The following is a 9,564-nucleotide window of genomic DNA, read 5'->3' as shown; positions in this document are numbered from 1 at the left end:
GCGTTGTCTTACCGGCTCCCGAAGCTCCAACAACTGAAACTATCTCGCCTTTTTTGATATCCAGACTGACACCCTGTAGTACTTCGACTGCCCCATAGGATTTATGAATATTCTCGGCCTGAATCATGTGTCTGGTTAAGGGGCCTGAAAGTACACATTCAGTTAGAATTGTCAAAATTATAAACGGACCCTGCCCTCTGGTCGTAAAGAAAGAAAAGCAGGGAGGTTATAAAATTGGGATAAATCTTTCAAGTCGTAATTTTTTAGGATATTTAAAGAAAAAACAGCTATGGCTCCCTATAGACACTTGGAAGAATACAATATTGAAATCACTGACGAGGTAAAGAGCTTCTACGGGCGTATCCTGAATGAAATTGGTGAAGACACCGAGCGGGAAGGACTGGTGAAAACGCCCGAACGGGCAGCAAAGGCCTTACTCTTTCTCACCCAGGGCTATCGTCAGGACGCAGTGAACATCTTAAAAGGGGCTATGTTCAAGGAGTCTTACAGCGAGATGGTGATCATAAAGGATATTGAATTGTACTCTCTTTGCGAACATCATATGTTGCCTTTTTTTGGGAAAGCCCACGTAGCGTATATTCCTGACGGGCATATTGTTGGATTGAGTAAAATCCCCAGGGTTGTCGATGTTTTTGCAAGGCGGCTTCAGGTGCAGGAACGACTTACGGATGATATTTTGGAATGTATTAACCAAACCCTTAAACCGAAAGGAGTAGCTGTCGTTATTGAAGCGTCTCATATGTGTATGATGATGCGTGGGGTTCAAAAACAAAATTCAGTGACCACCACTTCCGGGTTCCGGGGTCAGTTTGAAAAAATAGAAACCCGGAATGAATTTCTAAAACTGATCAGTTCAGACCTGTCGTAAACGGGATTTAAAGAGTATTCGCAAATGCAGATCGAAGGGAAATATAAGAAACTACTCGTGGGCCTTGCGCTTGATGGGATCGGCATGCTTTCGCTCGCCATTCCGGGTCTGGGGGAATTCCTGGATATTCTTTGGGCGCCGGTTGCAGGATGGTTTATGACCCGGCTCTACCCGGGGCGGAAAGGGAAAATTGCAGGGGTGGTCGCTTTTTTGGAAGAATTGCTCCCAGGTTTGGACCTTATTCCTTCATTTACGCTGATGTGGCTTTATACTTACTTATTGGGGAATAAGGAGCGTGTAGAGAAAGTGGCCTCCTAGAACTACAGTATAGGGGGTGAAGCACGAACTTCCGGGATCAGGAAGGGAGTAAAAAACCCAGCCCCATACGCCTGAGCATCTTTTTTTCCATATTCCAGAAGAATTTGAATTGCCCGAAAACCCATCCGAAAAGTACTAACAGTACCTGGTAAATCGGGAAGATGATCAGGATTCTCAGCGTCCAGTAAACCCACGGCCCCCACCACGTATTTTCAAAATTCTCCGGTTGTAGCCCTATCCATTGGAGTAAGGGTTTTGCCAGGAATACAGCGGTAGATCCAGTTATGGAAAATACTATAAATATAATGACTAATTGAAGCGTCGAATGGATACCCCAGCGTTCTTTGAGTTTTTGCATTCCCTGTATTGAAGGGTCAAAGGTAAAAAAATTATAACCTGGGAATGAAAGGACCCAGGCGTTGGTCGTATTTTCTTTGGAAATAAATAAAATAATTATACAATTTATAATTCACCTCATACCCATAATCGATATGGGGATCATAGTTTATAGGCCATTCATAGAGATTCGAAGGATACTCCCCGGGGAGCAGGACCCTCTGATTCCAATTCACTACATAGATCGCGTTTCTATTTTGGAGAAAGGATTGTGAATAATAGCCTTCAGCCCGGGCAAATCCCTTCAGCCAGCTGTAGAACCCGGGATCGATAATAGTGATTTCATACTCCTGCTCGGCATCAGCAATAACCACAGGCTCTCCAGTGGTTTGTTCAAAAGCGTCCTGCTCCGCTCTGCTTATGGCTACCCCGTCGGCACCACTTTTACAGCCCAGTATAAGGATAATGAAAAAAAATGCACGTCCTATAGTCATAATGGCCTACATCAGAGGTAATGCGTAAAAAAAGCAAACCGCCCTTATACGAGGCGGTTTGAGATTTGTAAAACCGGGATTCAGGATACCTTATTTGCCAAAAAGTCCTCCAAGAAGTCCACCAAGGCCTCCGCTGCTTTTCGAATTGCCACTGATCATATCTCCTACATCGTCTAAAAAACTTCCGTCTCCATCTGCATCAAGCAGGGAGGATAACGCACCGAGATCTGATTGGGAGTGTCCCCCCAATAAACTACCTAAAAGTGAATCTAAGCCTCCGGCATCTGAAATTTTGCTTTGAGCTCGTTGTTTTCCAATAAGTCCCATGACAATTGGAGCTGCTATTTTGATGATTTGAGAAATAGCCGCCGGATTCATTCCCGACCGCTGGCTTAAGGCGTTTTCAACCGTGGGTTGCCTGGATCCAAAGAGGTGTCCCAGGATACCGGCGCCTTCATTTTTAAAACTCTCGTCCACGCCCCCTTCAAAAATCCCGCTAAGATTTTCCAGGATATCACCGGTATGCCTGGTGGAGAGTGCATTCATTAACCCCTCAGCACCTTGTGGGCTTCTGACATTTTTTTTCATGGCGCCCAACATGGTGGGAACGGCCATGGCCAGCAGATCCGCTGTCTTATCCTCGGCCTGGCCTGTTTCTCTCGCGAGCCCCCGAACCAAATCGGAAGCCATGGAACTACTTAGTAAATCTTGTATACCTGACATTTTCATTGTGTTTTAGGTCCATGAAAATAAGGAAAATGCGACAAACTCCCTACTTTTCACGATAAAGGCCTCTTGAAATTTTTAGTTTTTAATACAACCTTAACAATTGACCAGAATATTTATATTTGACCATGACTTTTTCAGATCTGCCAAAACAACCCCATTGGGTCGTGTCATATTACCGCGTTGGGCGACTGCTTCACGGTTCTCTGATTCTATTTATCCTCGAATCCTTGCTATATGGGTATATGCTGAAAATTTCAATAGAGGGGGGCAATGTATTCTGGATCATTTTCTGGGTATCCTTTTTTCTTTTCTCTTTCGTCCATATTTTTTTGACAATAATGGATGCATGGTCTCGATTCCAGGATTATAAGAAAGCGAAGGATTTATTCTTTTCTTATGGCTTCCGGCCCAGGATAGCGAATCGTTTTATCGGCTCTAAGTGCCAGCGAAATGCAGCCTTACAAGCGGCTCGTGAATTGGGGATGGAACCAGAGCTTAAAGATTATTACCGCAAAAAGGGTGTGAAGTGGTTTCACTATGTCCCTTATTTCATGGTTAAGGATCCCTTGTTTATGATCCGGAAATTCTTCTGGCAACGCACCTTTCTCGAAAAATACTACAAACCCAGATATGAATTCCGAAATATCCTGTTAGAGGGAATCGCATGATCTTAGATGCCCGGGATGTCTGTAAAGCCTACGGTCCGCTGGAAGTCCTTAAAGGGGTGTCCCTAAGCTTAAACCGCAGTGAAGTCTGTGGTCTTATCGGGCCCAACGGGGCAGGAAAATCAACCTTATTTCGAATTTTGCTCGGGCTGGTCAGCCGGGACTCGGGTACCCTCGAAATCCACTCAGAGGCTTCGAAACCTTTGGGGGGGATTATTGAAAAACCCGCGCTTTACGGGTATTTGTCCGCCTTTGAAAACCTCAGGGTATTCTCCCGTATTCAGGGACTTGAATTAAATCGTGCAGACATCGAATCTCAATTACAACAGGTGGGGCTGTCCCCTTTGCGTAAAGATCCGGTACGTAATTTTTCGATGGGGATGAAACAGCGTCTGGGTCTGGCGATAGCCCTCTTAAATGAGCCGGAGTGCGTGATTCTTGATGAACCTTTTTCAGGCCTTGACCCAATGGGTATTCGCACGCTACAGGATGAGATTCGGGAACTCGCGAAAGCCAGGGGAATCGGAATCCTGATATCCTCTCACAACCTGGTGGAGCTTGGAGATTTGTGTGATCGCCTGTACGTGATCAACCAGGGCGAAATAGTGCGGAAAGGACCTGCAAGGGATATTTTACAACAGGCCGCCCGGTCATACGTCATTTATGGAACGGGCCTGGAATCTTCCGCAACGCTTGCCATAGCAGATGTCGAACAACGAGCGGGAAGCGTATTGCTGCACTTGGGGGAGGATTCCATTCACGCAATCCTTCAGCGGTTAAGTGCAGAACCCGGAGTAACCCTTACGGCTTGCGTGCCCCAGACCAATCTCACCGCTTTATTTGAAAAAACGCCGGAATGAGAAACCTTATTCGCACCGAGCTTTTTAAAATCTTCAAACAGCGCAAGACCTTCTATGCGATTGCGGCTGTTTTTGTACTTGAAGCGTTTATTATGGTAAGCGCCTATTTCCAGGGGCGGGAATTTTTGGATGTTTTTTTGGAAAACCTCCGGGAATCATTTGAATTTCAGGGAAATTTGCTCAACGGCAACCTCATTATTTATTTGGTGTTGAATTCCTTTTGGTTTCATATTCCGCTCATCCTGATGATTGTTGTTTCGGGTTTTCTCACCGGGGAATATAAAGATCGCACAGTGGAAGCTGTTTTACTTCAACCTGTCTCCAAGTCGCAATACATCATCAGTAAATATATCGCTGCGTTGGTTTTTACAGCCGTAATACTCGGGATACTCATTCTCTCAACATTTTTGTTGTCCTACCTGTTTTTCGGAAAGGGAGACCTGGTCGTTTTTTTGGAAGGCCTGAGTTTTTACAATTCTACAGAGGCATTTAACCGCCTGATGATCGCTTTTCTGGTCGGTTCATTGACGATGTTTTTCTACGCTGTGGTCAGCATCACCCTCGCCGTTCTTTTTCAGGAGGCCACAGTCACCTGGATCGTGGCCGCCTTGTTTTTAATCGGAACCACGTTATTACTGCGCTTAGAATTTGATTCGAAGTGGGTGAACAGTTTGTTTTTTCCCAAACTCACCGATAGTTGGCAGTATGTCTTCTTTTCTGAAATCCCCTTTCGGACAATCCTGAACAAAAGCCTGGTCCTCATTGGGTATACCGGATTTGTCGCCTGGATCGGGATACGTGTTTTTCAAAAAAGGGATATCACATGAAAGTATTCCCCCTACTTATTCTGACCCTGCTGGGCACTTCGCTACTCTCGGCGCAGGAGGTAGACCCGATACTGGTCGCGGTCAAGCAGCGGGCAGATTCTATAACCTCCTTCCAGGCACGTGTAAAGATGGAGGTGGATATCAGCTTTGTAAATATGCCCGTAAAGGAGGCGGAAATCCGATTTAAAAAGGGAAGCCCAATTTCTATTTCATCCGAAGATTTTGTGATGATACCCAAGCGCGGTCTGGATTTCACCCTGAATGAGTTGTACAGATATCCTTTTATGACCCTCAGCCTGGGGAAGGTACAGTTGGAAGGGAGGAACTGCCATTTGATAAAAATCATCCCTACAACGGACGCCTCAGACTATTCCATTGCTTCAGTTTGGATTGCCCCAGAGACTTTACAAGTCCTGAAAACCCAGATCAGCACCAAGAAGAACGGGGTTTACGATATTTTTTATACCTATTCGGGAAAACGGGAAATACTTCCCTCCAAAATCAAAGTAGCGTTTGAAGTGTCGGGTGTCAAGATACCCTTGCGTTTTCTGGGGCGCGATACGCAGATCGACAAGGGTAAAAAAGAGGAGTCTGCCCAGGAACGCGGGGCTATATTCCTTACAATTCAGTATTCTGACCTGACGCGATTATAACTGAAGTCCTATTTGGTTTGCAGCAGGCGAATAACCCCCTGGGCCAATTCTTCCCCTATACGCTCCTGGGCCTCTGCAGTAGAAGCTCCTATATGTGGGCTGAGGGACATTTTGGGCTGCATCAAAATCTGTATTTCCGGTTTGGGTTCGGAGGTGAAAACATCCAGTGCGGCAAAGCTTAGTTTGCCCGCCTCCAGGGCATCCACCAAAGCGACTTCATCGACAATACCTCCCCTGGACGTATTGATTAAGGCAGCCCCTTTTTTCATTTTTTCGATTTCTTCTGCCCCGATAACCGGTTTCTTCTGGGCGGGTACGTGCAGGGTGATAAAATCGGCTTGCTCCAACAAATCTTCGAAGGGAATTGTTTCTAAATCGAACCGGACAGACCTCCCGTCATAAAACGGGATTTCGACCTGCTCTGAAGGTGACGTTACATCGTTGTAAATAACGTTCATTCCAACCCCGAGTGCGATGCGCGCTACAGCCTTCCCAATGCGTCCAAACCCGATAACACCCAGGGTTTTTCCCCGGAGTTCTGTGCCGCCTGCAAATGATTTTTTAAGCGCCTTAAAATGCACTTCTCCTTCGAGGGGCATCAGGCGGTTGGCTTCATGCAGGTACCGCACCCCACCGGCAAGGTGTGCAAATACGAGCTCGGCAACCGAATCTGAAGAAGCTGCCGGAGTGTTGATTACATGTATGCCTTTTTCACGGGCATAGGTTACGGCAATATTGTCCATTCCCACACCACCTCGTCCGATCAGTTTTAATTCCGGACAGGCGTCGATGATATCCCTGCCCACCTGGGTAGCAGACCGGACTAAAAGTGCTGAAACTTTATTTTCGATAAGGTAGTTGGCCAGTTGTTCCTGGGCTACATGAACTGTCTGAACCTCAAAACCTGCTTGCTCAAGAGTCTGTTGGCCTCCTGAGGTAATTCCATCATTCGCTAATACAACCATAGGGGTGCAAATATAGGATTCTGTGGAAAAACCCGATCAGGCTTTTCGCTCCAGGTCGCTCATGACGTCTACGAGCACTCCTACACTTTCCAGGGGAAGCGCGTTGTACATGGAAGCCCGATAGCCTCCAACGGAACGGTGACCGTTCAGACCATTAATTCCGGCGGCTTTCCAGGCTGCGTCGAAGGTTTCTTGCAGAGCGGGTTCTGTGAGGGTAAATGTGGCATTCATCATGGAGCGGTCTTCCACCTTGGCATACCCTGTGAAGAGGGGGTTTAAATCGATTTCGGAATAGAGCAGGGTTGCCTTTTTCTCGTTTTCGGCACCGATTGCATCAATCCCCCCTTGTACCTTTAACCATTCCAAAGTCAGTAGAGAGGTATACACGGCAAAAACAGGAGGGGTGTTGAACATACTGTCCTTGCCAATATGTACGGAATAGTTTAACATGGATGGGATTTTACGGGAAACCTTTCCGAGGATTTCCGCTTTGACCACCACCAGGGTAGTACCCGCCGGGCCCATATTTTTCTGGGCTCCCGCGTAGATCAGGTCAAACTTTGAATAATCCATCGGCCTTGAAAAAATATCAGAGCTCATATCCGCCACTAACGGGGTGTCGGTTTGAGGGAATTTCTTGAATTGGGTGCCGTAAATTGTGTTGTTTGTCGTAAGGTGGAGATAATCCAAACCTTCGGGCACCAAATACCCTTTGGGGATATAATTGTAATTTTCATCCTTAGAAGATGCGATTTCGACCACACGTCCCAGCATACCGGCTTCCTTAATAGCCTTTTCACTCCAGGTACCTGTATTGATATAACCTGCAGAGGTTTCGAGTAGGTTGTATGCGACCATAAGGAATTCCAGACTCGCTCCGCCTTGCAGAAACAGTACCTCATAGCCTTTTCCCTCCAAATTGAGAAGTTCCAGAACCAAATGGCGTGCCTTTTCCATAATGGAGACAAAAGCCTCACTTCTATGTGAGATTTCGATAAGGGAAAGTCCCGAGCCCTCCAGGTCCATGACGCTTTCGGCTGCCTTTTTCAGGACTTCTTCCGGAAGGATACATGGGCCTGCACTGAAATTGTGTTTCTTCATCTGAACGTTGCTTTATAAGGATGTAAAGTTCCGAAAAAATCGCGGGCTACAGCCTAAATGGCCGGGGGAGATTCCGCGGATGTTTTCAACAGGAAGTCAACAGTGTCCACGCCGTCGGCATAAGTGCCGAGCCTGGGTTGCTGCGAACTTCCGAACGGAATGGCTCCAGGGAGCCAGGAGCCTGCCACAATACACTGGAGTTCCTCCTCTATGGCCTGTAGTCTTTGGGCTACAGTGTCTTGTTTTTCATAGCATTCGTAAAATAAGGTGCCGATGGGGGAACCTAATCCCGGGTCTTCCTTTAACAAGAGAAAACCGTTATCCAGCATGGGGCTGCCACTCATCAGATACACTGCCTTGTTGTAGTCGTAATTATTCCCGTACTTCTGATGGTCGACCAGGTGCTTGTAGGGATAAAAAGCATTAAACAGGGGGTCGAAGTCATAGCCCTGTGGAACATAGAGTTTGGAGACGCTGCGACAGCCCATCCCAAAATACCTGAATACATCTTCTGCCAGACCGCTCAGTTCAGCAGGTGTTTCCCGCCCGGATAATACGGCAACCCCGTGCCTGTTTTTACGTATAATATGTGGTTTACTTGAAAAATAATATTCAAAGTACCGGCTTGTATTGGTGCTTCCCGTCGCTATGACCGCATCAAAGGCGTCGAGTTTCCCATCTGTAAAACGAATACGGTTTTTAAGTTCCGGATTAAAACTGGTGAGAAGGCCTACCAGGTATTTGAGTAAAAGGGTGTCTTTTGAAGCGCTTTTTACCAGGGCATTATGGCCGGTCAAAAGGACTGAAATCAGATCGTGAAAACCCACAAGTGGGATATTCCCTGCCATAATCAGGGCGACTACCCGCGGACTGTGGGCTGGGGCGTCATAGGCAGAAAGCCATTGCTCCAGGGCATCTTCTGAGAGGGCAACTGCCCAATATCTCAAAGCATATATGGAGGATTCTTCTGTAAACCAGGGGTTGTGCTGTCGGACGCTTTCAAGTAGCCCCCCCAGTTCACTTTGCGATTGAACCCTGTCGTAAGCAGATTCCTCCGGTTCAACGGCGATTTCCCCACTGTGTTGTGAAGTCAGTTTACGGAGCTGATCTCCCAGTTGGAGCAGTGCCTGAAAAGATGGATCTTTGGTTTTCATGAAATTTGTAGGAGAGCGGTTCAGCCCTTAACTTTGCACAAAAATACGGATCGCCGGGCTTACAACAAATCTGCGGGGATCCCTTGTTCGAAAAAGAAAATAACGATGGCGATAATTATCACTGACGAGTGCATAAACTGTGGGGCCTGTGAGCCCGAATGTCCTAATACGGCCATTTATGAAGGGGCCGAAGAATGGCGCTATAGTGACGGAACTTCCCTTAAAGGCAAGGTAGTGCTTCCCGATGGAAAGGCTGTTGATGCCGATGCGGTCCAGGAGCCCGTCAGCGATGAGGTATATTATATTTCACCGGACAAGTGCACGGAGTGTATGGGGTTTCACGAAGAGCCTCAGTGCGCCGCCGTTTGCCCGGTAGATTGTTGTGTGCCTGATGAAAATCATGTAGAGACGGAGGAAGAGTTGCTCTCCAAACAGCGGTTTATGCATCCGGACGATTAATCGTTGACTACTTTAAAGTTCTTCATCTCTTCAAGGGGGGCAATGATTTCAGTGTCCTGCCATATGGTCGGCTCATAGGAGTCCAGTTTTTGAACCAGTATATCCCCTTCAGAA

General features: G+C 46.8%; 14 protein-coding genes. 7 read left to right on the top strand and 7 right to left on the bottom strand.

Annotated elements, in window-relative coordinates:
* The coding region (locus WBV75_RS03385; protein ID WP_424119250.1) for an ATP-binding cassette domain-containing protein at positions 1-127 on the bottom strand (127 nt) is incomplete at its 3' end.
* A gap of 162 nt (positions 128-289) precedes the next feature.
* Between WBV75_RS03385 and folE the strand changes: the two genes are divergently transcribed.
* Both folE and WBV75_RS03375 read left to right on the top strand, forming a co-directional pair.
* Complete coding sequence (gene folE / locus WBV75_RS03380; protein ID WP_424119249.1) at positions 290-889, top strand: GTP cyclohydrolase I FolE; 600 nt, start codon at positions 290-292, stop codon at positions 887-889.
* Between the two features lie 24 nt (positions 890-913).
* Positions 914-1,207, top strand: a complete 294-nt coding sequence (locus tag WBV75_RS03375; protein ID WP_424119248.1) for a hypothetical protein — start codon at positions 914-916, stop codon at positions 1,205-1,207.
* A gap of 37 nt (positions 1,208-1,244) precedes the next feature.
* Here WBV75_RS03375 and WBV75_RS03370 read toward each other — a convergent pair whose 3' ends face one another.
* The 3 genes from WBV75_RS03370 to WBV75_RS03360 all read right to left on the bottom strand — a co-directional run bounded on the left by WBV75_RS03370 (position 1,245) and on the right by WBV75_RS03360 (position 2,760).
* Positions 1,245-1,565: a DUF6787 family protein gene (locus WBV75_RS03370; RefSeq protein WP_424119247.1), complete on the bottom strand. Its 321-nt coding sequence runs from the start codon at positions 1,563-1,565 to the stop codon at positions 1,245-1,247.
* A gap of 31 nt (positions 1,566-1,596) precedes the next feature.
* Positions 1,597-2,037, bottom strand: a complete 441-nt coding sequence (locus WBV75_RS03365) for a DUF6146 family protein (RefSeq protein WP_424119246.1) — start codon at positions 2,035-2,037, stop codon at positions 1,597-1,599.
* Positions 2,038-2,127: 90 nt separating this feature from the next.
* Positions 2,128-2,760, bottom strand: a complete 633-nt coding sequence (locus WBV75_RS03360) for a DUF937 domain-containing protein (RefSeq protein WP_424119245.1) — start codon at positions 2,758-2,760, stop codon at positions 2,128-2,130.
* A 344-nt stretch (positions 2,761-3,104) separates the two neighbouring features.
* Between WBV75_RS03360 and WBV75_RS03355 the strand changes: the two genes are divergently transcribed.
* The 4 genes from WBV75_RS03355 to WBV75_RS03340 are packed head-to-tail and all read left to right on the top strand — an operon-like array spanning position 3,105 to position 5,771.
* The gene (locus tag WBV75_RS03355; protein WP_424119244.1) at positions 3,105-3,434 is read left to right on the top strand and encodes a hypothetical protein; all 330 of its coding nucleotides are present in this window, start codon (positions 3,105-3,107) and stop codon (positions 3,432-3,434) included.
* On the top strand, positions 3,431-4,291 hold the full coding sequence (locus tag WBV75_RS03350) for an ABC transporter ATP-binding protein (protein WP_424119243.1): 861 nt from the start codon (positions 3,431-3,433) through the stop codon (positions 4,289-4,291). The genes WBV75_RS03355 and WBV75_RS03350 overlap by 4 nt, the downstream gene beginning before the upstream one ends.
* Positions 4,288-5,118, top strand: coding sequence for an ABC transporter permease (locus WBV75_RS03345; protein ID WP_424119242.1), 831 nt, complete (start codon positions 4,288-4,290; stop codon positions 5,116-5,118). The genes WBV75_RS03350 and WBV75_RS03345 overlap by 4 nt, the downstream gene beginning before the upstream one ends.
* On the top strand, positions 5,115-5,771 hold the full coding sequence (locus WBV75_RS03340) for a hypothetical protein (RefSeq protein WP_424119241.1): 657 nt from the start codon (positions 5,115-5,117) through the stop codon (positions 5,769-5,771). The genes WBV75_RS03345 and WBV75_RS03340 overlap by 4 nt, the downstream gene beginning before the upstream one ends.
* An 8-nt stretch (positions 5,772-5,779) precedes the next feature.
* Here the strand turns inward: WBV75_RS03340 and WBV75_RS03335 are convergent, their stop codons facing one another.
* Genes WBV75_RS03335 through WBV75_RS03325 form a run of 3 tightly spaced genes read right to left on the bottom strand, consistent with a single transcriptional unit; the run spans position 5,780 to position 8,991 of the window.
* Positions 5,780-6,736 carry a D-2-hydroxyacid dehydrogenase gene (locus tag WBV75_RS03335; RefSeq protein ID WP_424119240.1) on the bottom strand — a complete coding sequence of 319 codons (957 nt, stop codon included), beginning with the start codon at positions 6,734-6,736 and terminating at the stop codon, positions 5,780-5,782.
* Positions 6,737-6,772: 36 nt separating this feature from the next.
* Entirely contained in the window at positions 6,773-7,837 is a 1,065-nt protein-coding gene (gene serC, locus WBV75_RS03330; RefSeq protein ID WP_424119239.1) for a 3-phosphoserine/phosphohydroxythreonine transaminase, read from the bottom strand.
* 53 nt (positions 7,838-7,890) lie between these two features.
* Complete coding sequence (locus WBV75_RS03325) at positions 7,891-8,991, bottom strand: acyl-CoA reductase (RefSeq protein ID WP_424119238.1); 1,101 nt, start codon at positions 8,989-8,991, stop codon at positions 7,891-7,893.
* Positions 8,992-9,096: 105 nt separating this feature from the next.
* Here WBV75_RS03325 and WBV75_RS03320 point away from each other — a divergent pair, with 105 nt between their 5' ends.
* Entirely contained in the window at positions 9,097-9,450 is a 354-nt protein-coding gene (locus WBV75_RS03320) for a 4Fe-4S dicluster domain-containing protein (protein WP_424119237.1), read from the top strand.
* Positions 9,451-9,564 lie beyond the last annotated feature (114 nt).

Origin of the sequence: Robiginitalea sp. (assembly GCF_049588695.1) — a bacterium.
Taxonomy (GTDB): domain Bacteria; phylum Bacteroidota; class Bacteroidia; order Flavobacteriales; family Flavobacteriaceae; genus Robiginitalea.
This window is presented reverse-complemented; position numbering and strand designations above follow the sequence as displayed.

Bases quoted from the DNA above. Each gene is read 5' to 3' on its own strand.
- folE (WP_424119249.1), top strand. From the start codon at position 290: ATGGCTCCCTATAGACACTTGGAAGAATACAATATTGAAATCACTGAC.
- WBV75_RS03375 (WP_424119248.1), top strand. From the start codon at position 914: ATGCAGATCGAAGGGAAATATAAGAAACTACTCGTGGGCCTTGCGCTT.
- WBV75_RS03370 (WP_424119247.1), bottom strand. From the start codon at position 1,565: ATGCAAAAACTCAAAGAACGCTGGGGTATCCATTCGACGCTTCAATTA.
- WBV75_RS03365 (WP_424119246.1), bottom strand. From the start codon at position 2,037: ATGACTATAGGACGTGCATTTTTTTTCATTATCCTTATACTGGGCTGT.
- WBV75_RS03360 (WP_424119245.1), bottom strand. From the start codon at position 2,760: ATGTCAGGTATACAAGATTTACTAAGTAGTTCCATGGCTTCCGATTTG.
- WBV75_RS03355 (WP_424119244.1), top strand. From the start codon at position 3,105: ATGGATGCATGGTCTCGATTCCAGGATTATAAGAAAGCGAAGGATTTA.
- WBV75_RS03350 (WP_424119243.1), top strand. From the start codon at position 3,431: ATGATCTTAGATGCCCGGGATGTCTGTAAAGCCTACGGTCCGCTGGAA.
- WBV75_RS03345 (WP_424119242.1), top strand. From the start codon at position 4,288: ATGAGAAACCTTATTCGCACCGAGCTTTTTAAAATCTTCAAACAGCGC.
- WBV75_RS03340 (WP_424119241.1), top strand. From the start codon at position 5,115: ATGAAAGTATTCCCCCTACTTATTCTGACCCTGCTGGGCACTTCGCTA.
- WBV75_RS03335 (WP_424119240.1), bottom strand. From the start codon at position 6,736: ATGGTTGTATTAGCGAATGATGGAATTACCTCAGGAGGCCAACAGACT.
- serC (WP_424119239.1), bottom strand. From the start codon at position 7,837: ATGAAGAAACACAATTTCAGTGCAGGCCCATGTATCCTTCCGGAAGAA.
- WBV75_RS03325 (WP_424119238.1), bottom strand. From the start codon at position 8,991: ATGAAAACCAAAGATCCATCTTTTCAGGCACTGCTCCAACTGGGAGAT.
- WBV75_RS03320 (WP_424119237.1), top strand. From the start codon at position 9,097: ATGGCGATAATTATCACTGACGAGTGCATAAACTGTGGGGCCTGTGAG.